Here is a 26,889-nt window from a genome sequence, read left to right as displayed (position 1 = left end):
GAAAAGTTCATATGCTCATCCCCATTTCTACCGCTGCTATTCAAAAGCAATCCCAAACTGAAGTACTGTTCGACACCCATCCTGAAGTCAGCCTCGACTTTACCCATGTTAAAGAAAGACTGTTACGTGGATATGACAGGCCGTTCCTGCTCGTTGACAGCACTATTATTCGTCAAAAGACACGTCGTTTCATGACTGCCCTGCCACGCGTGCGTCCGCATTATGCTGTCAAGGCCAATCCGGATCACCGTGTACTCCGAACCCTAATTGAAGAAGGCGCCGGCTTCGAAATTGCTTCCATTGCGGAACTCGACCTGTTACTTGAACTGGGCGTTCCAGCTGCAGAAATTTTTTATAGCAATCCTATAAAATCCCGCGCTTATCTGAATTATGCTGCGGCAAAAGGTGTTGAGTGGTATGTGCTTGACAGCGTTGAAGAATTACAAAAGATCGTCAGCATCAAACCCGATGCAAAACTCTATTTGCGAATAGATACACCAAATATTGGCAGTGACTGGCCACTGGCTGGTAAGTTTGGAACACTCTTTGCCGACATCGCACAGATTATCGAAGAAGCAGTCAGACTTAAAGCAGATCTTGCTGGCGTCACTTTTCACGTGGGTTCACAGTGCCGCAATCCTCAGAACTGGCGAGTCGGTATCGAAAGAGCCATTAAAGTATTTGCAGAAATGCGTGAGGCAGGGCTTAATCCTCGCTTATTAAATATTGGCGGCGGCTATCCGGTACGCCATCTGAAGCCGATACCATCCATTGAAGTCATTGCTGAAGTGATTAATGAAGCGATCGCCGAGTTACCGGATGAAATTCAGATTATCGCTGAACCGGGACGGTATCTGGTCTCCGATTCGGCCTATTTTGTCTGCCAGGTTGTCGGTACGGCAACACGCAACGGAAAACGTTGGATGTACTGGGATGCCGGCATGTTTGGCGGCATGATTGAGGTTACGGAAGGACTCAATTATGCAATAGTGACCGACCGCACAGGAAATTGTGTTCCGTGGTCTGTCGCAGGACCCACTTGTGATTCAGTAGATATTCTAATGCATGACATCATGTTGCCTGCTGATATACAGGAAGGTGATCTGATTTATATTCCCAATACCGGTGCATATACATCAGCGTATGCGAGCAACTTTAACGGGTTTCCACTACCGGATGTATTTGTGATTTAATGTGGCGCCATAACGCTCTGGCGAAATAACCTGGTAAAGGCGAGATGATCAAAACTCAAGATTGATTATTTCGCCTTAATTATTTCCATCTACCAATACCGCCGCATTTTTGCGTTCCAGGATAACAAAATGATATTCCAGCAGCGGAGTATTTCCTGTTTTGCCTTCAGAAATATGCCGTTCGCGAGATATTTCATACCACTCATCCGGATTATATTCAGGAAAATAGGTATCGCCATCAAATGTACGTTGTATTTCTGTGATATACATGCGCCGAGATAATGCAATGGTTTGACGATAAAGTTCTGCGCCGCCAATGATGAACCGCTCGCAGTTCTGGCCGGAAATATCCGATTGCTTATCCAATTGCAACGCATCGTCCAGCGAATGAACAACTATTGCGCCGGTCACATTAAAACCGGTTTGACCGGTCACAATGATATTGGTACGCCCCGGTAGCGGCCGCCCGATAGATTCATAGGTTTTTCGGCCCATAATAATGGTATGCCCCATGGTCAGTGATTTGAAATGTTTCAGATCAGCAGGCAAATGCCATGGCAACCCGTTATTTTTTCCTATAACCCTGTTTTTGGCCATAGCGACCAGGATTGCCAAATTAGACACGCTCATACTGCAACAGGGGCTTTAATAGACGGGTGAGGATTGTAGTCTTTCAGTGAAAAATCCTCATACCTGAAATCAAATATACTTTCGATCGCTGGATTCAGCTGCATCACAGGCAGTGGCCTCGGTTCTCGGCCAAGCTGTTCATGCGTCTGATCAAGATGATTAAGATAGAGATGCGCATCACCAAGAGTATGGATATATTCCCCCGCCTGCAAACGACATACCTGGGCAATCATCATGGTCAGCAAAGCGTAAGATGCGATATTAAAAGGCACGCCCAGAAAAACATCGGCACTTCTTTGATAAAGCTGACATGACAACTTCCCATCAGCCACATAAAACTGGAATAATGCATGACATGGCGGCAGTTTCATTTTATGCAAGTCAGCGACATTCCAAGCTGACACTATCATGCGCCGCGAATCAGGTGTATTTTTTATCTGATCGATAACGGGTTGAATCTGATCAATCAGTCGTCCATCCGCCCCCTGCCATGCACGCCATTGCTGGCCATAAACGGGGCCTAGATTTCCATTTTCATCAGCCCATTCATCCCATATTGAAACACCATTATTTTTCAGATACTGAATATTGGTATCACCTTGCAGGAACCACAATAGCTCGTGAATAATTGATTTCAAATGACATTTTTTAGTAGTTACCAACGGAAAGCCATCACTCAGATTAAATCGCATTTGGTAACCAAAAACTGAAAGCGTTCCTGTTCCGGTCCGGTCTGTTTTTTTATGGCCATGCGCCAAAATATGGCGCATTAATTGAAGATACTGCTGCATGCGATTTTATAAAGATATAAAGAATTTTCACTCAAATCGTTATTTTGGCCTCACTATCGAGCCAGCCGTAATATAATACCACTCAAATGACAGAAACCAGATACAAACGCACTAATCAGCCATACCTTCATATTTGAAGGTTCGAAGTAGGCTGCTCATCAAACACTTGCGAATTTTAAACATACAGATTAACAACTTGAACGACACGCAACAATTGGCAGCCATTTATCCTTGTCAATCTGCATCGCCATCTTGTGCGACACAGCAATCGATACACAGCCTACCACTCAATGATAGAAAATAATCATATTTTCAGCCCGGTGACAGACTTCGTTGCACATAATTTCATATTCAACAGGAAAGCAATCAATGCTGGCAACACTTATCCAGAATTCTTCATCATTTGATCCATCAGTCCATGCATCTCACATACTGGTCATTCTTCCAAAACTGGAAAAATTGCCTAAGAAGTACTCTATTCCAGGTGAAATCACACTCACAAAGCTGCTTGAACGCCGCCGCATAAAACTGAACAAAATCAGTGAAGCGCCTGTCAGCGCAAACCTCGACAATGGCGCATTGTGTTCATGGGTAATGATAGATGTAAGTAAAACAGTATTTGAACAGCAAACCGCCGTCCGTAAAGCGATTCAATCTTTACTTAGAGAAAATCCGGAAGAAATACATCTTGCAATCTATGGCAACGCTAATCAGAAACTGCATTTCTCGGAAGTAGCAGTGTACACCGCCTGGGTAAATGGCGCCGCGCTTCCAGTCCGCAAACAAAAACCGGAAAGAATATCGCTCAAGCATATCCATTTATACGACCACAAAGGCGACAATAACTTTACATTACAGCGCGCACTTGCAGAAGGTAATCTGCTTGCACGCGGCTTGACTGTGTTGCCACCGAATGAACTGACACCCCAAACCTATTGTGAGCAAATTAAAAAACTATCCAGAAACGAAGGATGGACCTATCAGGAATACACACTCGACACGCTCAGAAAAATGGGGGCCGGTGCTTTTGTGGCGGTAGCACAGGGCAGCGATCTCGAAGACGCGGCAATTATTCACATACACTACGCAGGCAAACAAAGAAAGAATTTAAAACATATTTCATTGGTCGGCAAAGGCATCTGCTTTGATACCGGAGGACATAATTTAAAACCACCCCGTCATATGCAAGGCATGCACGAAGACATGAATGGTTCAGCTGTGGCGCTCGGCATTCTGCTGGCTGCCACACGCGCCGATCTTCCCTTGGAAATTGATTGTTGGCTGGCCATCGCACAAAACCATATCAGTCCGCGTGCATACAAGCAAAACGATGTGATTACCGCGTTAAATGGATTAACCATAGAAATAGTTCACACAGATGCAGAAGGACGCATGGTGTTGGCGGATACGCTGACTCTTGCCGGAAAACAAAAACCCGAGCTTATCATTGACTTTGCGACCCTAACCGGCAGCATGCATACTGCACTGGGTTCACGTTACAGCGGCATATTCAGTAACCAGGAAAGCCTTGCGCAAAAAGCAATTTCTGCCGGAAAATTGAGCGGCGAGCGCGTCTGCGTATTCCCCATGGATGCAGATTATGATGAAAATCTGGAAAGCGATATCGCAGACATTAAACAGTGCACACTGGGCGGAGAATTTGATCATATTCTGGCAGCACGCTTTCTCAATCATTTTGTCAATGACATACCCTGGATACATATGGATCTTTCGGCAAGCAGTCACAAAGACGGACTCGGTGCTGTGGGAAGTGAAGTGACCGGTTTTGGCGTAGGCTGGGCCATTGAACTGTTAAAACAGTTTTAACACTACAGATAAAGTCTGCTCAAGTTCATAACAGATGGGGATGGCGCAAGGCATGAACAGTAATGGCCAAATAAATAGACCTTGTACAGGTTCTTAGATTTTATCCAGATCAAGTCCCCATTGCTGTGGATTTTCAGCGCTTACAATACTGTCTGTAGACTTTGACAAATCAACAATTTCAGGAGGAATATGCCCGTTCGCGCGAATGGAAAAAAACACTTTCACCAACGGCATGATAATGCTTTTTTCAGACTGTTCAATCACTATTCCCAACCTGCCGGATTTAAGTTTTAATAGCGTTCCATTGGGATAAATTCCAATAGTTTTGACAAATGCACGAAAGACGGTTTCATCAAAATGTCCGTCTTTCCACATCGTCATCTTTTTAATTGCATCTGCTGGTTCCCAACCTTTTTTGTAGCAACGTTCTGAGGTGATTGCATCGTACACATCACAAACGGCCCCCATCCTGGCATGTAATGTCAAGTTATCCGCGGAAAGCTTTTCGGGATAACCCATGCCATCCATACGCTCATGATGATGCAAGCAAACATCCAAAGCAGGTTCATCAACCTGATAAACGGTTCTAAGTATTTCCCAACCTCTACACGGATGATCTTTAACCACATCGAATTCGTTATCCGTGAGCTTTCCCGGTTTGTTCAGCAATTCAATGGGAATAGCCATTTTGCCGATATCGTGCAACAGCCCCGCTACACCGACTCGCTTCAATTCTTCTCCATGCAGTCCTAATTGTTTGCCCAACGCAACCATGAGCACACATACGGCAACTGAATGCAAGTAGGTATATTCATCTGCTGTTTTTAACCGGATCAAACTGAGTAACGCATTGGCATTACGTTCCACGGACTGGGTGATCTCGTCGACCAGCACGACCGCATCATCCACTTGCACGGCTTTCCCCATACGCACTTCACTAAACATGGTGATTACTGCTTCTTTGGTATTGCTATGAATTTTTTTCGCGGCCTGCAATTCATTTTCAAGCGATACCTTTTCAATCTTTTTGGGCAAGGATACCGGTCGAGATGGCAGGTCATCCCCAGATGCAGGTTGATCCCACACGGGCTCAGAATTGACTATGTCCAGACCTTTGGCAGTGTCGATCCATAATTCCGTCACGCCGCAATTTTGAATTCGTTCCAGATCTTTTTGTTCCGATAACAAAAACGATTTCTTCCAAAAAGGATGGCTCATCCAATCGCCACTAATTTTATGGATATACATTCCTAGATGGACATCCGTAACATCAATTTTTTTCAACATAAGGGACTATTAAAGGTATATTTATAACAGTTATTATATTTTAGATTCCGAACCAATCATTCCAACAAAACGCAACAAAACAGACGTGTACTACAAAAAGTTAAAGCTGATTACTATAGCCACTGAATTTACGTCAATTTTGCCTAAGCCCTTTCTTGCGGCAATATCAAATACAAGTTAAATGGCGATGGTACAATCTTATGGCGCTATCCCATAAAGGTATACAAGAACCGCTCAGAAAAAAATAATAGCGTTGAATCAAAATCGATATTCTTACAACTATAACCAAACACGACAAAAACCAATCCAAGACAGTCTCATCTACTGGAGTTTTACAATGTCAACAATTGAATCCGTTTTAAACGAATCACGTATTTTTCCACCAAGTACATCTTTTGTCCAGCAAGCCAATGTTTCCGGTCTGGATGACTATCAAAAACTGTGTCGGCTGGCTGAATCAGACTATCAGGCCTTCTGGGCGCAACAGGCTAATAAGCATGTTCTCTGGCACAAGTCCTTCTCAAACATTCTGGATGATAGCAATCCTCCATTTTTTAAATGGTTCAACGACGGTGAACTTAACATTTCATACAACTGTCTAGACCGCCATTTATCTACACAACCCGACAAAACAGCCATAATTTTTGAATCTGACGAGGGGGAAATCACCCATACAACCTACCGGGAACTGCATCAGCACGTCTGCAAATTGGCCAATGCTCTGAAAGCGCAAAATATCCAAAAAGGCGACTGTGTCGTTATTTACATGCCCATGCGCACCGAAGCTGTCGTCGCGATGCAGGCCTGCGCGCGAATTGGCGCAATTCATTCGGTCGTTTTCGGTGGATTCTCATCCAAAAGTTTGCATGAACGTATTACCGATGCCGGGGCAAAAGCAATTATTACAGCGGATGAACAAGTGCGCGGCGGCAAGCATCATGCGCTTAAGGCAACTGTTGACGAAGCCATTAACATGGGTGGGGCAGAATCTGTAAAAACAGTCGTTGTTTATCAACGTTCTGGATCGGAAATTCCTTTTGATCCAGCGCTGGATCTCTGGTGGCATGAAATTACACAAGACGCCAGCTCTGAGTGCGAACCGGAGTGGGTGAATGCCGAACACCCTTTGTTTACCCTCTATACATCAGGGTCAACGGGAAAACCCAAAGGGGTACAACATTCAAGCGCCGGTTATCTGCTTGGCACCATGGTCAGCATGCAATGGGTTTTTGATTACAAGCCGTCCGATATTTTCTGGTGTACTGCCGATGTTGGCTGGATTACCGGACACAGTTATGTTGCTTACGGCCCATTGGCCATGGGTGCAACACAAGTCATTTTTGAAGGTGTGCCAACTTATCCGCACGCCGGAAGATTCTGGGATGTTATTGACAAACACAAGGTAACCACGTTTTACACGGCGCCCACAGCAATCCGCTCCCTGATCAAACTCGGAGCAGATTTGCCTGACAACTACAGTTTATCATCACTGCGGCTGCTGGGCTCTGTTGGCGAGCCCATCAATCCGGAAGCTTGGATGTGGTTTTACAAAAAAGTCGGCCGCACCCGTTGTCCCATTGTTGACACTTGGTGGCAAACTGAAACAGGCAGCCATATGATTGCACCGTTGCCAGGCGCAGTATCGCTTAAACCCGGTTCCTGCACGCTACCGTTACCGGGTATTTTCACGGCAATCGTCGATGAAACAGGTCATGATGTTGAGAACGGACAAGGCGGTTTTCTAGTCATCAAAAAACCATTTCCATCACAAATCCGCACCCTGTGGAAAGATCCCGAACGTTTCAAGAAGGCTTATTTTCCCCAGGAGATCGGCAAAGGCAAATATTACCTTGCCGGAGATTCAGCGCTACGCGATAAAGACGGTTATTTCTGGATTATGGGACGTATCGATGATGTGCTTAATGTTTCCGGCCACCGTTTGGGCACAATGGAAATTGAATCGGCATTGGTTGCAAATCCCCTGGTTGCAGAGGCTGCTGTTGTCGGTAAACCGCATGACATCAAGGGAGAGGTTGTCGTCGCTTTTGTCGTGCTAAAAGGCGACTTCCCCGATGAAAACGACAAAGCACGCATTGTCTTGGAACTGCGTAACTGGGTTGCACAGGAAATCGGCCCAATCGCCAAACCTGAAGAGATAAGATTTGGCGAGAATTTACCCAAAACGCGTTCCGGTAAAATTATGCGACGCCTTCTGCGCGCATTGGCAAAAGGCGAAGAAATTACCCAAGATGTCTCTACACTGGAAAATCCTGCAATCCTCGATCAACTCAAACAATCACATTAGTCTCACAAATATAATACTTATAATACTTTCTGGTACTCAAAAGATCATATGGCTCTCTCACTCGTTACCGAATATACACATGGCATCAGCGCGATTGATGCCCAATTTCATCGACCCAGACGCGCCGCCATTCATCTCATAGTAGAAAATGGCAGAATGGCGCTCGTTGACACCGGCACAACGTTTTCAGTTGCTGGTGTGATTAAAGTGCTCGAAGAAAAAAACCTGGCTATTGAAGATGTCGATTATGTCATTCTCACCCACATCCATCTGGATCATGCCGGTGGCGCAAGCGCATGCATGCGCCATTTTCCCAATGCAAGGCTGGTCGTACATCCTCGTGGCGCCCGTCACATGGCTAGTCCTGACAAGTTGATCGCTGGCGCAATCGACGTATACGGCGAAGCAGAATTCAAGCGCGTATACGGCGAGATATTTCCCATAGACAAAAAACGCATCATTGAAGCACCCGATGAGAGCCGCATTGATTTGAACGGTCGTCCACTGCTGTTTATCGACACACCTGGCCATGCCCGTCATCACAACTGTATTTATGACGAAAAAAGCAATTCCTTTTTTACCGGAGACACATTTGGTGTTTCTTACCGCGAACTTGACGTTGAGGGCATGGAATTTGTCTTCCCCACTACAACACCGGTTCAATTTGATCCGGTTGCGGCACATGCGTCAATTGACAGGATTATGCGCTTTAACCCGGCATTCGCTTTTCTCACGCATTATAGCCGTATCAGCCATCTAGCCAGACATGCCGAATCCATGCACAGTCTCATTGATGCACATGTTGAAATCGCCCGGAAAGCAGAATTGAACAACAATGCCGGCAATGACAAATTTACGGCTATTTCATCAGCATTGGAAGCACTATTGTTACAGCGTATCCACGAGCACGGCTGTCAACTGCCACAAGAAGAAATCGCAAACCTGCTGAGTTCCGATATACGTTTAAATTCGATGGGGCTTAAACACTGGTTGGATTATTCAAGCTAGCCCCATATTAACCCGGTGAAACACAACAACGACTTTACCAACATCAGCCCGGGGCTTTGACCACCTACTTTCAGCGAAAACTGGTGGTAGGTGACTGGCTTATTCAACGATGAACATAGTCGACATACCGGCATCAATATGATCATTAACATGACAGTGATACATCCAGCTGCCTTCTACATCAGGTTTCATATCGAGTGTTTTGGTCGCAGCCGGAAGAACTTCGGTTACATCAAGGCGATTGCCATTATGTAACAATGTTGCGCCATGCCAATGCGGCGTATGTAAATCGACTTCAGTCCCCAAACCCATAATGTACCAGCGAACACGTTCACCCTTCCGCATGACATAGCCCTGATTGTTACCGTACACTAATCCGTTAATGCCGTGCATCAAATTGCTTTCTTGGAAAGCTTCATCTTCCGGATCACAATCACCCGTGCAGGCAGAAAGATTGGCCTCCAAATGTAGACTAGCATTTTCATCAAATACCGTGAAAAGCGAAAAAAACTCACGATCAACATCATGAGGAAGTTTATTCTCCCCTTCTCTCAGATGATATCTCTTCGTGATAACGATTGGGCCAACCAGTCCCGAATTGGTATCTGCTGGTTCATCAACGTGGCTATGATAAATCCAGGCAATGGAAGACGGATCGTTTGGCCCCGGACCGGCGCGATGAGGAACATCCCAATGGTAAGTATACGTTTGCCCAGGATTTACTACACCGTTGTTATGGTTTTTGTCCATCGCACCTTCATGTACTTTAATATAACGTAAACCATGCGGATGAATACTTGCCGGAAAACGCGTATTATTTCTAAAGTGAACAGTAATTCTGTCCCCTACTTGAGCACGAATAACAGGCCCGAGTATGCCGAGATGCTCTTCCCTTGGATTGCGTTGTTTTAGCGCACCAAATCCATCCGTATACTCTCTGTAAACTGACTTTAAATAACGTCGCCCAATTCCGTACTCGACAAAGATACGCTGAACATCTGTAAAACCATTCCCTGACATCGGGCTAATGGGGAACGAAGGGGCATAGTCCCAATGCACCTCATCGGCAGCAATCCAATAGATCCTTTCTTCTGAGCCTCCCCATACGGACTGATTGGACAATCCCATTATGAGTACCAGAGCAGCCAAATTGCAGTTTATTTGTTTAAACATGAATTTTCTCCTTGTACGGTACACACTTTCCGCAATGTGACGATACTGCAACATTTATTTGTAAACATTTATCGATTATATGAAAAAATATTTATTGGATATGACTGGTTTAAACTGGCTAATCGCATTGAAAAACGATAGTGATAATCCTTACCACAACATCGTAAAGCGCGGCATTACATCACATAAGCGAAGTGTTGTTACTGAAAAAAAGCGTCCGCCTAGAATTAAGATCTAAGCAGACGCAAATGATTAATTGAAATTAATTGAATAGTTCACTTTCATATTGCAAAATAAAATCGGAAATGGCTTGCTGTGCTGTCCGGGCCTTTGATTGATCACCATTTTCTGTGGCTTCGATAAGATCCTGCAACGCATTTTCAATTTTGACACGTTGTATTGCTTCCAGACGTAGCTCGAGATCTGGCAAAATCATTTGTGTATATAATGCTGTGACTTCGGCATACAACCTGGCTTGTGTTCGGTCCGTATCAAACGACTGTTCGTGTAACACCAGGTGTGCGTTAATCTGGCCGATAACACCACGGCTTATTTCACTGACAATTTGATCGGCATTGATGATCGAAAGATCGCCTGCCAATTGCGACTTAATCAGCGCGTTACCATTTGGGTTATGTTGTGCGATCACCCGTTCAACTGTCTGATAAAAATCTACACCTTCAATCTGTTTTTCCCGTGCTTCGTCTAAATTCCGGTTTCTGTTTTCGACAATGCCTTCTACTTCACGTAACACACCGATCAGATAAGCGCGGACCAGTGGCAGAATAATTCGCTCGCGTTCAATCGCCACTTGTTCCTTGCTTTCAGTAGTGAATCGATTGATCGCCGCCTTGCCACGAATAAATGCCAGCATTATCCGGCTGTCTAGAAAAGGATTACTGCCGGACTGTATGGACTGACGGTTGGCAGTCAATACCTTATTTTCTCTGGCCGCTGTACCCGTAATGGCTTGAAATGCAGAATATGCTCTATCCCATTCCAGTTCCATTTCTGACAGTGACAAGTCATCAAATGCGTTCAGTACCAGTGTTACCCGGTTATAGAGTGCCAATACAAAAACCCGTTGCAAGGTCTTATCGATTACCTGTACTGCAAGCGGCACCTGTTGACCGTTACCGATATCGTTAATCGCTGCCAGTATGTCGCCATCCATCGACAGCGCATATAAATTGTCAAGCGACTGGGTCAACTGCTGCAATTCACCCGTGTAAGTATCCCGAATCGCTTGTGCGTCAACCGGATTCTGTTGGCGCAATGAACCGATAGTTTGGAATGCCGACACTGCTGCATCAACGAAAGGCGTTTCCACTGTTTGTTTATATTCGGATACAGCCAGCGTTTGCTCGTAAGCCGTCAAAATATCAGACACATCCTGGCGCGCTTGTGCTGCCGCCGAAGCATCCTGGGCATTGCTCGCGACTCTGAGATTATTTAGAGCGTTCTCCAGCGAATTATGCCGGGTCGAATCCAGACGTAATTCCAGATCGGTCAGAAAAACACTGGCGTACAAAAACGCTTCTTCGGCAACTTCCATTGCACGCCCGCGATCATCCGATATACTGGCTTCATTGGCACCCAGTTCGGCACGTACACGACCGGCAAATCCTTTGCTCAGTTCGCTTACTATGGCATCTGCATCAACTGCCGTGATATTTCCAGTCAATTGCGTCTTGATAAATTCGCTGCCAGTTGCATTTTCCCGGATAATAAAGCTTTCAATAATCCGATAGAATATCTCACCTTCTTTTTGTTTCTCTCTGGCCTCTTCAATATCGCGGTCACGGTTTGAGACAATACCCTCAACCTCACGCAACACACCGATATAATAGGCACGCGCCAAAGACAGGCGAATAATTTGCCGCACAATTTTAATCTCTATGAGATCGTCGGCCGGATTCTGTTTGTTTAGAGCCGTTCTGCCGCGCTCAAACGCCGCAGTAATCTGGACATCCAACGCCGGGTTGTCTCCGGTTTCTATGGATTGCCGGTCAGCTGAAATCACCTTGTTTTCCCTGGCCGCGGTACCCCTGATCGCCTCAAATGCAGCAACAGCCTCATTCCATGTGGCATTCATCGCTTCCGTACTTGTCACATCAAAATCATCACGTACCGCCGTAACACGATTAAGAATAGTCAGATAAAATACGCGCTGCAGGGTTTTGTCTATTACCTGTGCAGCCAGTTTGGGCTCATTGTTACTGCTGATCTCATCAATTGCCACCAAAACATCACTGTCAAGCGTCAGGCCATTGTCCGCATCGACTTGTTGCGTTATCGCCTGCAAGGAATTTAAATAAGCATTGCGGATAGCCTCAGCATCGATTGATGTCTCTCCCCTGAGCGAGCCAATTTCCTGAAAGGCTGAAACTGCAGCAGTTATCGCTTCTGTATTTGATACCGTTTCTAGTGATGCCGCATGTGCTGGCTTCCAATTCTGCCCAACCATTAAATAGCCGGCCACTAAAACCGCGAGACTACTGATTAAAAAAAGTTTTTTAAGATTTAGAATCATTCAAATACCTCCTATCTGAATATGAACACAAAGAAACTACAAATCATAATAATAATACAAATGATAATCGTTACTATTTACGAATAAATGTATAAAACTAATTTTTGAAAACTGAACACCCCTCGACTTGAAGTCGAGGTATTTAAACCATCCCCGAAAGGGACACTAAAACTGAATCCGTTAAAAATTCGCAACAAGCGTTGCGCGAACTGCAATGGGTGAACCGGGCGAGATGTTGTTATTATTGTGCACAGACGCAAAATAATGGGTATCAAAAAGATTTTGAATATTGATCTGCGCGCGTACTTGCTTGGTGAGTTGCGCAAACAATGCAGCATCTACGCGTGTAAAATCAGGTATTTGCACCGTATTATCTACTGCCGCAAACATCGAACTGCGGTAAATTACACCAAACGCTGCGCCGATTCTGGGCGTAAAATCATAGCGGCTCCACATGGAAAATGTATTACGGGGCAATTCCGCCAATGTCGCACCTTTTTCCGCATCCTCGGTTGTACTGGTTATTTCGCCATCCTGAAAAGCATACCCCCCCATAACACTCAAATTCTGAGTTATTCGACCACTCAGACCGATTTCGACACCTTCGGTACGTTGACTCCCTGCCAAGAAAGAGGCTCCGCCATCGTTGGAGGTTGGTGTAATGACATTGGTACGATCCAACCTGAACACTGCTCCAGTCAGCGCCAAATCCGGATAAATATCCCATTTAATTCCCGCTTCATAGGTAGTAAATTTCTCGGGCCTAAGTGTCGCACGGGTCACGATTATTGAAGTGAGTTGATCTCCGGCTCTCGGCACAAACGCTTTGCTATAGCTTGCATAAATAGAAACGGGCTCAATCGGTTTAAAAATCAAACCGAATCGCGGTGAAATCAAATGATCAGTCGTTTTAATTTGCGTCCCGTCACCATTTCTTTTCTGAAAATCAACCTCGAACAAATCGTAACGAACACCCGCAATCGCCTGCAATTGCGGTAACAGTTCAATCTGATCCTGGATATAGAGTGAAGTGATATCGACAACGCTACGGTTATCGGCATCCGCAGAAAGCGTGTCAAATCTCACCAACTTATTGGTAACTGGGTTACTTAATGGTACACGAACAGAAGTCTCTCTTTCGGTTAAAGGCTGATTCAGGCTATCCACAAAAAAACCGGTCTGACGAACATTACTGGTAATCTGTTGACCAATTTCAATACCGGCCAGCAGTGTATGATTGACTGGCCCGGTATCCATCGAATACAGCAAATTCGTCTGATTGAATACATTCTCACGATCCGTTGTATCGTTGTAGGCGCCTAGAGGCACGTGTCCACTAGAAACCGGTCCACTGGAAAAAATATTTTGGTAAAACTTGTCATACTGGGCATAATTTGTCCGGTTGCTCAGTGTCATACCAAAATCAAAGCGATGTTCGATCAATGAATTAAATGCCAGTACTTCTGCATCGGAGTGACTGAGATTCGGGTCGCCAACAAACAGCGACCGTTTGACATCTGCAGGTCGATTCATAAACGAAGGAATGCCACGGTCTGCAGTCCTGTCATCATGGAAGCGTTCCATGTTCAGCACGACCTTGGTGCGTTCGGTGGGTTTTATCGTAACAGTCGGCGAAACACCGCGGCGGCGCATAACCACCCCATCGCGGAAGCTATCGGAGTCTTCAAACATCCCGTTGACACGAAACGCCACTTTATCATTCAACACATGACCAAAATCGCCAGTTAACCTTTTATGATTAAATGAACCGCCCTGAAACGAAACCTCACGCACCGGATCCCAATTAGCCTGCTTTGTCACCCGGTTAACAACACCGCCAGAACCACCCCGGCCGAAGATCATGCCGTTAGCGCCTTTCAGCACTTCAATCCGCTCAATATTATATAAATCACGAAAAAAAGCGACGTCATCGCGTATACCGTCGACAAAAAAATCGCCCGTAGAGCGGTTACCACGAAAAACCAGCGCATCACGGTTACCCTCGCCTTGCGACACGCCGACTCCCGGCACATAGCGCACGGCATCGCCTATACTCTGAATTGCCTGGTCTTTTATCAGTTCTTCAGTAACGACCGTTATCGATTGCGGCACATCGCGCAATAAGGTGTTTGTTTTGGTTGCAGTCACACTGCTGGTAGCAACATAACTGCCGGTAGAACCGGCTGATATCTCTATAGTGGGTAAAACCGTAATACCTGGGGAAGCTTGCGCGCCCGAGACTTCAAGACCGCCATTTGTTTGTACTGCAATGATTTCAAAACCATCGGCCTGTTGCACAAACCGGAGCCCACTGCCGATTAGTAAAAAACTCAAACCCGAGGGCACATCAAACATTCCATCAAGCCCTTGAGTTCTAATACCTTCCAAAAGCACCGGATCATAGATCAGGTCGATACCCGCTTGCTGCGAAAAACGAATTAACGCATCTTGCAACGGACCGGCGGGAATACTGTACGTGTCTTCGGTTGCAGTGGTCTGTCCTTTTTCAAGCGTTTCAGCAAAGACATTATTCAACAAAAAACAAAATAGCAAAACACAACAGCTTAAATATGAATGCAGAAAAAATCTGAATCCATTTTGATTTTTCTTGTTTGTAAGAATCATTTTTATTATTAAACTCGGTATTCTTTTTTGCTACGTTTTGTGTGGCCTCAACTGCTTGATTTGGTTTTAGCGCGCTAGCGGGTATTCCATTTAAAACAATCCGGTATAATTGGTTCGTGTCTTGCAACATTCCAGATGGCAAAACATCACACTGTTTCAAGCAAAAGTTTTTAATCATTTTTGTTGCATATTTATGAGGCTCAAGATACCGCACCACGAATTAAGTGAACAATGTAGAGTTATCCGATTTGTTTTCCAGACAGAGTATCCCGCTAATTATGGACTATAAACTGCAATAAAACATTGGCAGATTATATCTGACTTTGCAGCCAGTTTTGGATTCCAACTTTCTGTATCACCTCAAGCTGCGTCTCTAGCCAGTCGATATGTGATTCAGTATCCTCAAGAATACGTTCAAAAATCTCACGGGAAACATAATCTCCCTTTGTCTCGCATGCGGCTATTGCCATCGTCAGGGTTTCATGTGAAATCTGCTCTAATTTCAGATCACAGGAAACACACTCTTCAACTTTTTCCCCGATCATCAACTTACCCAATTCCTGCAAATTTGGCAGGCCTTCCAGCAAAAGAATGCGCTCAATCAGCATATCCGCATGTTTCATTTCCTCAATCGACTCATCGTATTCATGCTTGCCCAGACGCTCAAATCCCCAGTTTTTATACATACGGGCATGTAAAAAATACTGATTTATCGCGGTAAGCTCATGTTGCAGTTGGCGATTCAACCATTGAATGATCTCAGCATTACCTTTCATTGTTTTTCTCCTCAGGCAGTTGTTTCATAAAGAAATGTGGATTCTGGCTCAGGAGAAAGCAACTGAGTTTTTTGCATGCGCGCCTGATCCAGAACCGCTTTTGTATGACAGGCACAAATACCACATTGCTCAGTAACACCCAGACAGCTTTTCAAATCACGCATGCGTTCAGCACCATTATTTACAGCCTCGCGGATCGCACTGTCTGTTACTCCTTTGCAAATACAAATATACATGATGAACGCTCTAACCTGAAATTTTTGACACTTCCGGCACTTCCCTTTGGCCTAAGAATACAAATTAAAAAAACAATATCGTTAATGAGAATGATTCGTAATTATATTCCTCTTTGCAAAGATTGCAAGTGGATAACAACAAAAAATTCCATGAAACTGATACAGTTCATGAATAAGCCGTATAAAAGACAGGAATTTTGCCTTAACCCTTGTTAAGAATCACACTACAATAGCGCCTGGAGAAAATCCTTTTTTACAACTCACTTCAATATATACACATACCGAAACCACTTGCCCGAACCATGAAAAAGAAAATCTATCTAGTTGCCGGAGCTAGGCCCAATTTCATGAAAATTGCACCCATTGTGCGCGCACTCAATGCACAGGACAAACTGACCTACCGTATTATCCATACGGGTCAGCATTATGATCCCGAAATGAACGAAGTATTTTTTGAAGAACTGGGCATACCACAACCCGATTTCTTTATGGGTGTTGGCGGCGGATCCCATGCGCAGCAGACCGGTAAAATCATGATCGCATTCGAAGAATATTGTTTGCATGAGATGCCGGATATGGTACTGGTCGTCGGTGATGTCAATTCAACACTGGCCTGCTCAATCGTTGCAAAGAAACTGCAAATACCGGTGGCCCATATAGAAGCCGGTCTTCGCAGCGGCGATATGCGCATGCCGGAAGAAATCAACCGGTTAGTTACCGACAGCATTTCCGACTGGTTCTTTGTAACCGAACCCAGTGGTATGGAGCACCTTAAACATGAAGGTAAACCGGATACCGCTATTTTCCATGTCGGACATGTCATGGTGGACAATCTGCTGTATCAGGCTGACAAGTTGGCGCAAATGGATACCCGTAATTTTGCAACCACATCATATAAAACCGCGCAGCTCGAAGCTGGAAAACAATACGGCGTAATTACTTTACACCGTCCAAGCAATGTTGATGATGCTGCGACATTTTCTCAAATCGGCTACGCACTTAAAACAATATCACAGGAATTACCACTCATCTTCCCGGTACATCCACGCACACGAAATAACCTGGAAAAGTACGCGATAGATCTTGGCCCCAATATCACATTGATCGGCCCACAACCTTATATGGCGTTTTTACATTTATGGAAAGATGCTGCAATAGTGTTGACCGATAGCGGCGGCTTGCAGGAAGAAACAACTGCATTGGGCATACCCTGCATCACGATACGTGAAAATACCGAGCGGCCCATCACAATTGAAGAAGGTTCAAATACACTGGTTGGAACAAATCCCGAACGCATTATCAATGAAACAAAGAAAATTTTGCGCAATCCCGCAAAAACCTGCCGCCGCCCCGAGCTTTGGGACGGTAAAGCTGCTGAAAGAATTGTTTCTATTCTAACCAAACAATTAAATATGTTAACACTTTAGCACAGGGTAAAGTAGTGCTGACACATACCTACTAAAAAGGCTTACTTAGCCATTAATGGAAAACTATCATGCATACATTGAAACCCGTCATTTTGTCTGGAGGCTCCGGCACACGTTTATGGCCGCTTTCGCGAGAAAAACATCCGAAACAACTGTTATCTCTGATCAGTGACGACTCATTGTTGCAAGCTACAGTACGCCGCATGGACGGGCTTGGCGACATTGATGTAAAAGATCCTATTGTGGTCTGCAATGAAGAATATCGTTTTGTAATTGCCGAACAATTGCGTTTGATGGATCGCAATGGCACCATCCTGCTTGAACCCACCGGTCGTAATACAGCGCCAGCACTAACCATCGCAGCACTATCGGCTTGCAATCAGAACGACGACCCCATTTTGCTGGTCATGCCTTCCGATCACGTTATCGTCGATACTGAAATCTTTAAAAATGCGGTTCAACAAGGAATCCAACTCGCACGGCAAGGCCACATCGTTACTTTTGGCATCACACCCGACAAACCGGAAACAGGCTATGGATATATACAAACTGGCTCAAAGCTGACTGACACTGATGCATACAGTATTGCCCGTTTCGTTGAAAAACCCGATACTGCTACCGCTCAGGCCTATCTGGAAGCCGGATCATTTCTCTGGAACAGCGGGCTTTTTTTAATGCATGCATCGATATGGTTACAGGCCATTGAACTCTGCCACCCGGAAATCCTGTCAGCTTGCCGCACAGCCTGGAATGGCGGGGCTATCGACGGCGATTTTATCCGTGTAGAAAAAAACGCCTTTGAGCAATGCACCAGCAAATCGATCGACTATGCTGTCATGGAGCATATCGCCTCGGGCCAAAATCCTCAACTGCCCGCTGGCTCGGTTATCCCGCTGGCCGCCGGGTGGTCCGATGTCGGCGCATGGGATTCGCTTTGGCATGTCTTGCCCAAAGATCAGGAAGGCAATGTAATGCAGGGCGATGTCTTGTTGCATGAGTGCAATAACACATTGGCTATTTCGCAAAGCCGCTTGGTAACTTGCGTGGGTATTAAGGATATGATCGTGGTAGAAACACCCGACGCAATTCTAGTTGCACATAAAGACCAAACCCAGGATGTCAAAAAAATTGTCGATAGCCTCAAAGAAACCGGAAGGTCGGAAAGTCATCTACATCGCAAAGTATTTCGTCCTTGGGGATGGTATGACGGCGTGGATGCAGGGGAACGCTTTCAGGTCAAACGCATTGTCGTCAAACCTGGCGCGGCGCTATCTTTGCAAATGCACCACCACCGCGCTGAACATTGGATCGTTGTCCGCGGTACAGCGCGTGTCACACGCGATAATGATAGTTTTCTGGTGACTGAAAATGAATCCACCTTTATTCCGGTAGGCACCCGGCATCGTCTCGAAAATCCTGGCTGTGTTCCACTAGAAATGATCGAGGTGCAATCCGGTTCCTACCTCGGTGAAGATGATATTGTACGCTTTGAAGATTTTTATGGACGAGACAAACCTTAACCTGCACAAGCTCAGGTAAGAACATCGAGCAAAACTTTTGAAGTTTATGGCTGGTTCAAGCTGGAAAGCTTCACAAACATGTTCTAGAAAAACCAAAGCAGTCAATCCGTTTTATGTCCATAAAGAAGCAAGCGTATCGCGCAATCAGCTGCTTACTCATCTCAAAACAGTATACTGGTGCAATAGTCAGGTTAAGGTATAATGCACGATTTAGTTATTTCTGAATTGTTGGAGGTTTTATGCCCATTTATGAATATCTTTGCAATTCATGCGGCACAAAAAAAGAACATATGCAAAAGATGAGCGACGCGCCAATCCAGGTTTGTCCGGAATGCGGCAGCAAAGCGTACGCCAAACAGATTTCTGCAGCCGGCTTTCAACTAAAAGGAAGCGGTTGGTATGTAACGGATTTCAAGAACAAACCTACACAACCTTCCGCGAAATCAGGAAACAGCGATACTCAATCCAAATCATCCGGAACACAAACAGATTCTGCTCCAACTACATCTATTGCATCCGCTTCATCTACTAACAACAAGACAGGCGCTACTGAGTCCACAGCAGCGGATTAAAAAGAAAGCGTGCAGTCATTCTTTTAACTTAAATTTCTTATTTTCCAATATCCGTTTTTTACAAGTCCAACAACGAACATGCGTACAAACTACTGCGGAGCTATCAATACACAATACCTCGATGAAATCATTACACTTTATGGCTGGGTTCACAGACGCCGGGATCATGGCGGTGTGATTTTCATTGATTTGCGCGACCGCGAAGGATTGGCACAAGTCGTATGTGACCCTGACAATAATGAAACATTCCAGCTTGCAGAAAAAATCCGCAATGAATATGTTTTAAAGGTAACTGGAAAAGTCAGAAGACGCCCGGAAGGTACGGTTAATCCAGCATTGCATAGTGGCGAGATAGAAATCCTGGTTACAAACATGGAAATACTGAATACCTCACTGACGCCGCCCTTTCTCATGGATGACGAACATATCAGCGAGTTTGTCCGCCTGGAGCATCGCTTTCTCGATTTACGCCGCCCGGTCATGCAGTCCAATTTAAGACTAAGACACAAGGTTACAATGGCGGTGCGTGTTTTTCTCGATCAGCAGGGTTTTTTGGATATTGAAACACCCATACTCACCAAATCAACACCTGAGGGCGCGCGCGACTATCTGGTTCCGTCACGCGTCAATACGAATCACTTCTTTGCCTTGCCGCAATCACCCCAGTTATTCAAGCAACTGTTAATGGTTTCAGGGTTTGATCGTTACTACCAGATTGCACGTTGTTTTCGCGATGAAGATCTGCGGGCAGACCGGCAACCCGAATTTACGCAAATCGATATTGAAACATCCTTCCTGACAAGTGAAGAGATCATGGTCCTGATGGAAGAAATGATTCGCAGTCTCTTCAAGTCTGTAAGCAATATTGATTTACCCAACCCATTTCCGCGCCTGACTTATGCTGAGGCCATGCATAAATATGGCAGTGACAAACCGGATTTGCGCGTTCCACTGGAATTGACGGAATTAACCGATATCATGAAAGAAGTCCCGTTCAAGGTTTTCCGTGAAGCCGCAGAAAAACCTAATGGGCGTGTTGCTGCATTGCATGTACCGAATGGCGGGCAATTGACGCGCAAGGAAATTGACGATTACACACAATTTGTCGGCATATACGGCGCCAAAGGGCTGGCTTATATCAAGATCAACAAGCTCGATGACGGGCAAGCGGGATTGCAATCCCCAATTCTGAAATTTCTGCCGGAAAACACAATCCAAACCATTTTGAATCGTACAGGCGCAAAAGATGGCGACCTGATATTCTTCGGTGCTGATAAGGCCAAGGTTGTCAATGAATCACTTGGCGCGCTACGCATCAAGATCGGACATCAGCATGGTCACGCTTCTTCCGATTGGCGACCCGCCTGGATTATCGATTTTCCGATGTTTGAATGGGACGAGGAAGAGAATCGCTGGCAGGCGTTGCATCATCCGTTTACTTCACCTGCAGATGGCCACGAAGACCTTTTACATAGCAATCCGGGTGATGCACTGTCCAAAGCGTATGATATGGTGCTTAACGGCTCGGAAATCGGCGGAGGTTCAGTACGTATTCACCGCAAGGAAGTCCAGTCAAAAGTATTTCAGGCACTCAACATCTCTAATGAAGAAGCCCAGGAGAAATTCAGTTTCTTGTTGGAAGCACTGCAATATGGCGCTCCGCCGCATGGCGGCATTGCCTTCGGGCTTGACCGGATTGTGACGTTGATGACCGGATCAGAATCCATTCGCGATGTTATTGCTTTTCCCAAAACACAGCGTGCGCAGTGCTTATTAACACACGCACCCAATACCGTAGACGAAAAACAGCTAAAAGAACTGAATATCCGGCTACGCAAGACGGATCAAAATAAAAATTAGCGCTTTGACGAAAAACGATCGGTAAGGTCCATGTACAAAATCCCTGCCTCTGTTTTGGTTGTCATTCACACCATGGATTTACAGATACTTTTGCTTGAACGTGCCGATCACCCCGGGTATTGGCAGTCCGTTACAGGCAGTCAACACGAAGGGGAAACGATTCTACAAACCGCGTTGCGCGAAATCAAAGAAGAAACTGGTTTAAACCCTTTTGAAGATCAATTATCAGACTGGAAAACCAAAAACCGGTACGAAATCTTTAAAGAATGGCGCTGGCGCTATGCACCGGATGTCACACATAATACTGAACATGTCTTTAGCCTGTGCCTGCCAGAAAAAGAACCTATCACAATTGCACCGGAAGAACACCTCTGTTATCTATGGCTTCCTTGGCGGCAAGCCGCAGATAAGGTATTTTCCTGGAGTAACGCCGAAGCAATTCGACACTTGCAGCAACGCAAGAATAAGAGCAGTCAATATACGCTATCCCCTGCTTAGCCGCTACCCTATAAAAAGAATGGCAGATTCATAAAAAGTCAGACATTTCTGTCTTTCAATAGCACCGAAACATCAATCAATCTGGATAACTCACAACTATCCGATTCAGCGTCAAACGGGACAATACCCAGCAAAGGACAAGCAAGCCGGCGTTTCAAAGTATCAATATTTTCGTCAAGCACCAGGAAATCCGGATCAATACAGTTGGCCACCCAGCCTGCCGGCGAAAATCCAGTATGCTGTATAGCCCGCATTGTTAATAATGCATGATTGATACACCCCAGCCGCATACCAACCACCAGAATGACCGGAAGATTCAGCAGTCGCGCCAAATCTGAAGTATCCTGGCATTCATTTACCGGAACCAGAAAACCACCGACGCCCTCTACAACCACATAATCTGCTTTCGTACTGATTTCTTGAAACGCCTTATTAATTTTTTCCAAGTTAATTTCAATAGCCTGCTGTCTGGCAGCAATATGCGGCGCTATTGGCGAATCCAGCGCATAAGGATTGATCAACGCGGTGTCAATATCAACATTACTCGCAGCGCGCAACAACTCCACATCCAGCCATTGCCCGTTCTCACGGCCTGCTGCAATCGGCTTCATACCTGCAACCGTCTTACGCTGTTTAGCCAAAGCCTTTAATAACAAACAACTGACAAATGTTTTACCAACACCGGTGTCAGTTCCGGTCACAAAAAAACCTGCACACATATTCATTAATTCATGAGGATTTGCTTGCGGATTTCCGGTGTTATTACGGATTGTTTAGGCGGCAATTTCCAGGCATGGCCGTAAATCACTTCAAATGTCGCCGGCAGTTTTCCGTTCGATCGCATTGTTTCATATTGATCAACAACACGTCGCCATTTTGTTTTTCCTGTCAATCCTCGCTGCCGGCCTTTAGCCACGTTATGTGCTCCGATGGCCTTGAGATCGCGCATAATGCCCATGATCTCATCGTAAGTCACCGTTATATATTCCATATCCATGACCGGCGTTGCAAAACGATTATGCACCAGAAGATCGCCAATATCATGCATATCAATGAATTGATTGACATGAACAAACGTATCGGCCGTCTCGAAAGCATGTCTTAGTTCCTTTAAGGTATCAGGACCAAATGTACTGAACATAAAAAGTCCATCGGTCGTTAATACACGATTGATTTCCCGAAATGTGCGATCAAGATCATTGCACCACTGCAGCGCAAGATTTGACCACACCATGCCAACACTTTCATCTTTAACGGGTAAACACTCAATATCCGCGCAAATGTACTGTGTTTGTCTGCTATAAAACGGCCAGAACTGATACCACCACGGATCAAATGGTTTTGCTTGTTGCAGCATGGCCCATGCAATATCCAATGCCATCAGACGACTATTCGGATACCGTTCCCCGAGTTTTTGGGTGCCATACCCCGTACCACTGCCTGCATCCAGGATCGAATTCGGCAGATACTTGATATAGTCCAGCCTGGCAAACATACGGTCACTGATTTCCCGTTGTAAAACAGCAGCCTGATCATAACTTGTCGCGGCATGTTCAAAGGCTTTACGCAACAGGCGTTTATCTAAGAAATAATCAGTTTTCATGAATACACGCTACAAATTTCTCGGGGTCAGTGATAAAGGGCGCATGCCCGCATTTCGGAAACAGGACTAGTCTGGCGTTTTTAAATTGCTGACTCATCCATTTTGCTGCAGATGGATGCGTTATCATATCATTCTCACCATGGAGCAATAAAACCGGCTGGGTAATTCGATGCAGTTTGCTGCGCATATCGTTTGTTTGTAATATCAAAAGTCCTTGTTGCAACGCATTATAATCTGGCGGATCACGTTCAAAAAAATATTCGCGTAACTGAGCCAGTGTGTTTGCGCTATTTCTCCCTCCATTTATTTGCAAAGTCAAAAAGCGATTTATTGTTGTTCGAAAATTTTGATGCAAATTTGTCATAAAAAATTGTAAAAAACTGCCTTCCATTCCCCATGGCCAGTCCGAATGTTTTACAAAACAAGGCGTGGTGGAGACAAGCACCAGTTTTTTTACGCGTATTGGATCGGCGAGCGCCAATCCCATTGCAACCTGCCCACCTAGCGACCAACCACAAATGGTGCAACAATCAGGCAGGTTATCCAAAATAGTTTTTACAATTTGATCGAAATCGCCAGGCTGCTGGTTAGGGCTTAGCCCATGCCCTGGCAAATCAATCAAATGTACGCGATAATGAGATACCAGCCGAGCAAGAATGCCTTTCCAAACACCACTGTGCATGGCCCAACCATGTAAAAAAACTATATCGGGTCCATTTCCGAGTGTCTCAATATGAATCGACTGCATTGACATTAGACTTATCTAGCTTCTGCCAGTTTATGCAACTCTTCGGCCAAACGCAGAATATCAGCTTCCTGATGACCCGCTGATAAAGAAATACGTAATCGCGCAGTTCCTGTTGGAACGGTAGGTGGACGAATGGCCGGCACTAGAATATTACGCGCTTTCAACGCTTGACTAACGCGTACAACTTCCCTGACATCTCCGACAACCACAGGCTGGATAGGCGTACTCGACGGTAACAATGGCCACGGCAAGGTTTGAAGTTTTTCTTTAAGCAACTGAATATGGTGCATTAATTTTTTTCGCCGCCAGTCACCTTGCGCAATCAGTTTCAGACTTTTCTTCAGCGCATGCGACAGCAAAGGCGGAGTTGCCGTCGTATAGATATAGCTTCTTGCCGATTGTATCAGGGTCTCGATCACTCCATTTGAAGCAGCAACGAATGCGCCGAAAACTCCCGCAGCCTTGCCCAGTGTGGCCATGTATATGATATTGGACGAATGCTGCTTGGCTATTTCTGTAGCAAACAGTAATCCACGCCCTTTGCTGCCAAGCACACCAAATCCATGTGCATCATCCAATACAAGCATGGCGCGGTATTTCTCGCTCAAATAAGTCAACGCCTCAACAGGTGCAATATCACCATCCATACTGAATACTGCATCAGTAATAATTAACTTGCGTTTAGCGCGGGAATTGGCCAGCCGGTGTTCCAAAACTGCCAGATCAAGGTGCGGATAGCGAACCAACTGAGCCCGTGAAAGTATCGCAGCATCATTTAACGATGCATGATTCAATTTATCTGCAAAAATTGCATCGCTTCGACCCACCAGCGCCGTCACGACGCCGATATTCGCCATGTAACCGGTAGAAAATAATAAGGCGTTTGGAAAACCAGTAAATTGCGCAAGCGTTTCTTCCAGTTCATGATGCGCAATATTATGCCCATTTACCAAATGCGATGCGCCCGCGCCTACACCGTATTGTTGCGCCCCTTCACAGACTGCTTCGACTAACTCAGGGTCGTTGGCCAACGCCAGATAGTCGTTACTAGAAAATGAAAGATACTCATGATTGTCAATCGTGATATGGGTCGACTGAGGACCTGCCAAAATAGAACGTTGACGTTTTAATCCTTGCAGCTCCAGAACATGCAGTTGCTCATTAAAATCAAAAACATGCATTTATTATTTTACTAAAATATTCCTCGAATTACTGTGACTGCATACCCAGTTTATCAAGCAGCGCCTGGTCCTGTCTTACTTCTGGATTGCCGGTGGTTAATAGTTTGTCGCCGTAAAAAATAGAATTGGCACCCGCAAGAAAACACAATGCCTGAACCTCTTCGGACATTTCACGCCTACCGGCTGATAAACGTATCATTGCTTTCGGCATGGAAATACGCGCAGCAGCTATTGTACGCACAAATTCCAGTGGATCCAGTTTTGCCGTTCCATAGAGCGGCGTTCCTTCCACCTGAACCAAATTATTGATAGGTACCGACTCAGGATAAGGATTAAGATTAGCTAGTTGCGCAATCAAGCCGGCTCGTATTTCTCGTGTCTCACCCATTCCGACAATGCCACCGCAACAGACATTAATACCCGCATCACGCACATCCTGCAATGTTCTCAATCGATCCTGATAATTTCGTGTGGTAATGATTTCCTCATAGAAATCCGGCGAGGTATCCAGGTTGTGATTATAGTAATCCAGTCCTGCCTCACCTAACTGTTTTGCCTGCCCGGGCTTTAGCATACCCAATGTTGCGCAAGTCTCCATTTCCAGTGCTTTCACAGCACTTATCATTTCTGCGATTTTTTCTATATCCCTTTGTTTAGGGCCCCTCCAGGCTGCCCCCATACAGAATCTTGTAGCACCTTGTGACTTCGCTGCGGCAGCTGCATTGACTACGCTTTCCACGGACAACATGGTCTGATTCTCTACACCGGTATGATAACGCGAAGCCTGTGGACAATAACCACAGTCTTCGGAACATCCTCCTGTTTTAACAGATATTAGTGTCGACAATTGTACAACGTTAGCATCATGATATTCACGATGCACCTGTTGCGCATGAAAAAGCAAATCGTTAAAGGGTTGATCGAGTAACGATTGTATCTTATCTGCAGGCCAACTCATGGTTCCAGATGATTTCATATCAATATTCTTATTAACATTCCGAACGTCGGTCACATCCGGCGCGAGTGGATTACCATGCATAACTGATTCCTTGCATATAATTTGATAGCATTGTGTGTATTTCAATTTATAATTGAA

Annotated in this window: 23 protein-coding genes; 9 read left to right on the top strand and 14 right to left on the bottom strand. The window is 45.2% G+C overall.

Annotated features, from left to right (window positions below; genetic code table 11):
- Positions 1–17 precede the first annotated feature (17 nt).
- Complete coding sequence (locus MRK00_10760; GenBank protein MDR4517851.1) at positions 18–1,193, top strand: type III PLP-dependent enzyme; 1,176 nt, start codon at positions 18–20, stop codon at positions 1,191–1,193.
- A gap of 75 nt (positions 1,194–1,268) precedes the next feature.
- Here MRK00_10760 and MRK00_10755 read toward each other — a convergent pair whose 3' ends face one another.
- Both MRK00_10755 and MRK00_10750 read right to left on the bottom strand, forming a co-directional pair.
- Positions 1,269–1,823 carry a dihydrofolate reductase gene (locus MRK00_10755; GenBank protein MDR4517850.1) on the bottom strand — a complete coding sequence of 185 codons (555 nt, stop codon included), beginning with the start codon at positions 1,821–1,823 and terminating at the stop codon, positions 1,269–1,271.
- Positions 1,820–2,614: a thymidylate synthase gene (locus tag MRK00_10750; protein ID MDR4517849.1), complete on the bottom strand. Its 795-nt coding sequence runs from the start codon at positions 2,612–2,614 to the stop codon at positions 1,820–1,822. Before MRK00_10750 ends, MRK00_10755 begins: the two co-directional genes overlap by 4 nt.
- 369 nt (positions 2,615–2,983) lie before the next feature.
- Between MRK00_10750 and MRK00_10745 the strand changes: the two genes are divergently transcribed.
- Positions 2,984–4,441, top strand: coding sequence for a leucyl aminopeptidase family protein (locus MRK00_10745; GenBank protein ID MDR4517848.1), 1,458 nt, complete (start codon positions 2,984–2,986; stop codon positions 4,439–4,441).
- Between the two features lie 93 nt (positions 4,442–4,534).
- On the opposite strand, the gene MRK00_10740 is transcribed toward MRK00_10745, so the two are convergent.
- Positions 4,535–5,728 carry an HD-GYP domain-containing protein gene (locus MRK00_10740; GenBank protein ID MDR4517847.1) on the bottom strand — a complete coding sequence of 398 codons (1,194 nt, stop codon included), beginning with the start codon at positions 5,726–5,728 and terminating at the stop codon, positions 4,535–4,537.
- Positions 5,729–6,065: 337 nt separating this feature from the next.
- Here MRK00_10740 and acs point away from each other — a divergent pair, with 337 nt between their 5' ends.
- Entirely contained in the window at positions 6,066–8,033 is a 1,968-nt protein-coding gene (gene acs / locus MRK00_10735) for an acetate--CoA ligase (protein MDR4517846.1), read from the top strand.
- Between the two features lie 48 nt (positions 8,034–8,081).
- Positions 8,082–9,041 (top strand): MBL fold metallo-hydrolase, encoded by a 960-nt coding sequence (locus MRK00_10730; protein MDR4517845.1) that lies wholly within the window; start codon positions 8,082–8,084, stop codon positions 9,039–9,041.
- 99 nt (positions 9,042–9,140) lie between these two features.
- On the opposite strand, the gene MRK00_10725 is transcribed toward MRK00_10730, so the two are convergent.
- The 6 genes from MRK00_10725 to MRK00_10700 all read right to left on the bottom strand — a co-directional run bounded on the left by MRK00_10725 (position 9,141) and on the right by MRK00_10700 (position 16,384).
- Complete coding sequence (locus MRK00_10725; GenBank protein MDR4517844.1) at positions 9,141–10,214, bottom strand: multicopper oxidase domain-containing protein; 1,074 nt, start codon at positions 10,212–10,214, stop codon at positions 9,141–9,143.
- Between the two features lie 262 nt (positions 10,215–10,476).
- Positions 10,477–12,747 (bottom strand): DUF4856 domain-containing protein, encoded by a 2,271-nt coding sequence (locus MRK00_10720; protein MDR4517843.1) that lies wholly within the window; start codon positions 12,745–12,747, stop codon positions 10,477–10,479.
- A 180-nt stretch (positions 12,748–12,927) separates the two neighbouring features.
- On the bottom strand, positions 12,928–15,282 hold the full coding sequence (locus tag MRK00_10715; protein ID MDR4517842.1) for a TonB-dependent siderophore receptor: 2,355 nt from the start codon (positions 15,280–15,282) through the stop codon (positions 12,928–12,930).
- Positions 15,275–15,550, bottom strand: a complete 276-nt coding sequence (locus tag MRK00_10710; GenBank protein MDR4517841.1) for a hypothetical protein — start codon at positions 15,548–15,550, stop codon at positions 15,275–15,277. The genes MRK00_10715 and MRK00_10710 overlap by 8 nt, the downstream gene beginning before the upstream one ends.
- Before the next feature lie 133 nt (positions 15,551–15,683).
- On the bottom strand, positions 15,684–16,148 hold the full coding sequence (gene bfr / locus MRK00_10705; GenBank protein ID MDR4517840.1) for a bacterioferritin: 465 nt from the start codon (positions 16,146–16,148) through the stop codon (positions 15,684–15,686).
- Between the two features lie 11 nt (positions 16,149–16,159).
- On the bottom strand, positions 16,160–16,384 hold the full coding sequence (locus MRK00_10700) for a (2Fe-2S)-binding protein (protein MDR4517839.1): 225 nt from the start codon (positions 16,382–16,384) through the stop codon (positions 16,160–16,162).
- A 347-nt stretch (positions 16,385–16,731) separates the two neighbouring features.
- Between MRK00_10700 and wecB the strand changes: the two genes are divergently transcribed.
- The 5 genes from wecB (at position 16,732) to nudB (ending at position 22,261) form a co-directional block, all read left to right on the top strand.
- Positions 16,732–17,811 (top strand): UDP-N-acetylglucosamine 2-epimerase (non-hydrolyzing), encoded by a 1,080-nt coding sequence (wecB, locus tag MRK00_10695; GenBank protein MDR4517838.1) that lies wholly within the window; start codon positions 16,732–16,734, stop codon positions 17,809–17,811.
- Positions 17,812–17,879: 68 nt separating this feature from the next.
- Positions 17,880–19,331: a mannose-1-phosphate guanylyltransferase/mannose-6-phosphate isomerase gene (locus MRK00_10690; GenBank protein MDR4517837.1), complete on the top strand. Its 1,452-nt coding sequence runs from the start codon at positions 17,880–17,882 to the stop codon at positions 19,329–19,331.
- A 239-nt stretch (positions 19,332–19,570) separates the two neighbouring features.
- A complete protein-coding gene (locus MRK00_10685) occupies positions 19,571–19,903 on the top strand; it encodes a zinc ribbon domain-containing protein (protein MDR4517836.1) in 333 nt (110 codons plus the stop codon).
- 78 nt (positions 19,904–19,981) lie between these two features.
- Positions 19,982–21,763 carry an aspartate--tRNA ligase gene (gene aspS / locus MRK00_10680; GenBank protein MDR4517835.1) on the top strand — a complete coding sequence of 594 codons (1,782 nt, stop codon included), beginning with the start codon at positions 19,982–19,984 and terminating at the stop codon, positions 21,761–21,763.
- Between the two features lie 30 nt (positions 21,764–21,793).
- Positions 21,794–22,261, top strand: coding sequence for a dihydroneopterin triphosphate diphosphatase (gene nudB / locus MRK00_10675; GenBank protein MDR4517834.1), 468 nt, complete (start codon positions 21,794–21,796; stop codon positions 22,259–22,261).
- A gap of 38 nt (positions 22,262–22,299) precedes the next feature.
- Here nudB and bioD read toward each other — a convergent pair whose 3' ends face one another.
- The 5 genes from bioD to bioB are packed head-to-tail and all read right to left on the bottom strand — an operon-like array spanning position 22,300 to position 26,769.
- The gene (bioD, locus tag MRK00_10670) at positions 22,300–22,980 is read right to left on the bottom strand and encodes a dethiobiotin synthase (protein MDR4517833.1); all 681 of its coding nucleotides are present in this window, start codon (positions 22,978–22,980) and stop codon (positions 22,300–22,302) included.
- A gap of 5 nt (positions 22,981–22,985) precedes the next feature.
- Entirely contained in the window at positions 22,986–23,864 is an 879-nt protein-coding gene (gene bioC / locus MRK00_10665; GenBank protein MDR4517832.1) for a malonyl-ACP O-methyltransferase BioC, read from the bottom strand.
- Complete coding sequence (gene bioH, locus MRK00_10660; protein ID MDR4517831.1) at positions 23,854–24,612, bottom strand: pimeloyl-ACP methyl ester esterase BioH; 759 nt, start codon at positions 24,610–24,612, stop codon at positions 23,854–23,856. Before bioH ends, bioC begins: the two co-directional genes overlap by 11 nt.
- An 11-nt stretch (positions 24,613–24,623) precedes the next feature.
- Positions 24,624–25,793 carry an 8-amino-7-oxononanoate synthase gene (bioF, locus tag MRK00_10655; GenBank protein MDR4517830.1) on the bottom strand — a complete coding sequence of 390 codons (1,170 nt, stop codon included), beginning with the start codon at positions 25,791–25,793 and terminating at the stop codon, positions 24,624–24,626.
- A 28-nt stretch (positions 25,794–25,821) separates the two neighbouring features.
- Positions 25,822–26,769, bottom strand: a complete 948-nt coding sequence (gene bioB / locus MRK00_10650; protein MDR4517829.1) for a biotin synthase BioB — start codon at positions 26,767–26,769, stop codon at positions 25,822–25,824.
- Positions 26,770–26,889: the final 120 nt, after the last annotated feature.

This window comes from Nitrosomonas sp. (assembly GCA_031316255.1).
GTDB lineage: Bacteria > Pseudomonadota > Gammaproteobacteria > Burkholderiales > Nitrosomonadaceae > Nitrosomonas.
Note: the sequence above shows the minus strand (reverse complement) of the source record. Positions and strands in the feature narration are given on the sequence as shown.

Coding starts and splice junctions, on each gene's coding strand:
- MRK00_10755 (MDR4517850.1), bottom strand. CDS start 1,823: ATGAGCGTGTCTAATTTGGCAATCCTGGTCGCTATGGCCAAAAACAGG.
- MRK00_10750 (MDR4517849.1), bottom strand. CDS start 2,614: ATGCAGCAGTATCTTCAATTAATGCGCCATATTTTGGCGCATGGCCAT.
- MRK00_10745 (MDR4517848.1), top strand. CDS start 2,984: ATGCTGGCAACACTTATCCAGAATTCTTCATCATTTGATCCATCAGTC.
- MRK00_10740 (MDR4517847.1), bottom strand. CDS start 5,728: ATGTTGAAAAAAATTGATGTTACGGATGTCCATCTAGGAATGTATATC.
- acs (MDR4517846.1), top strand. CDS start 6,066: ATGTCAACAATTGAATCCGTTTTAAACGAATCACGTATTTTTCCACCA.
- MRK00_10730 (MDR4517845.1), top strand. CDS start 8,082: ATGGCTCTCTCACTCGTTACCGAATATACACATGGCATCAGCGCGATT.
- MRK00_10725 (MDR4517844.1), bottom strand. CDS start 10,214: ATGTTTAAACAAATAAACTGCAATTTGGCTGCTCTGGTACTCATAATG.
- MRK00_10720 (MDR4517843.1), bottom strand. CDS start 12,747: ATGATTCTAAATCTTAAAAAACTTTTTTTAATCAGTAGTCTCGCGGTT.
- MRK00_10710 (MDR4517841.1), bottom strand. CDS start 15,550: ATGATTAAAAACTTTTGCTTGAAACAGTGTGATGTTTTGCCATCTGGA.
- bfr (MDR4517840.1), bottom strand. CDS start 16,148: ATGAAAGGTAATGCTGAGATCATTCAATGGTTGAATCGCCAACTGCAA.
- MRK00_10700 (MDR4517839.1), bottom strand. CDS start 16,384: ATGTATATTTGTATTTGCAAAGGAGTAACAGACAGTGCGATCCGCGAG.
- wecB (MDR4517838.1), top strand. CDS start 16,732: ATGAAAATTGCACCCATTGTGCGCGCACTCAATGCACAGGACAAACTG.
- MRK00_10690 (MDR4517837.1), top strand. CDS start 17,880: ATGCATACATTGAAACCCGTCATTTTGTCTGGAGGCTCCGGCACACGT.
- MRK00_10685 (MDR4517836.1), top strand. CDS start 19,571: ATGCCCATTTATGAATATCTTTGCAATTCATGCGGCACAAAAAAAGAA.
- aspS (MDR4517835.1), top strand. CDS start 19,982: ATGCGTACAAACTACTGCGGAGCTATCAATACACAATACCTCGATGAA.
- nudB (MDR4517834.1), top strand. CDS start 21,794: ATGTACAAAATCCCTGCCTCTGTTTTGGTTGTCATTCACACCATGGAT.
- bioD (MDR4517833.1), bottom strand. CDS start 22,980: ATGTGTGCAGGTTTTTTTGTGACCGGAACTGACACCGGTGTTGGTAAA.
- bioC (MDR4517832.1), bottom strand. CDS start 23,864: ATGAAAACTGATTATTTCTTAGATAAACGCCTGTTGCGTAAAGCCTTT.
- bioH (MDR4517831.1), bottom strand. CDS start 24,612: ATGCAGTCGATTCATATTGAGACACTCGGAAATGGACCCGATATAGTT.
- bioF (MDR4517830.1), bottom strand. CDS start 25,793: ATGCATGTTTTTGATTTTAATGAGCAACTGCATGTTCTGGAGCTGCAA.
- bioB (MDR4517829.1), bottom strand. CDS start 26,769: ATGAAATCATCTGGAACCATGAGTTGGCCTGCAGATAAGATACAATCG.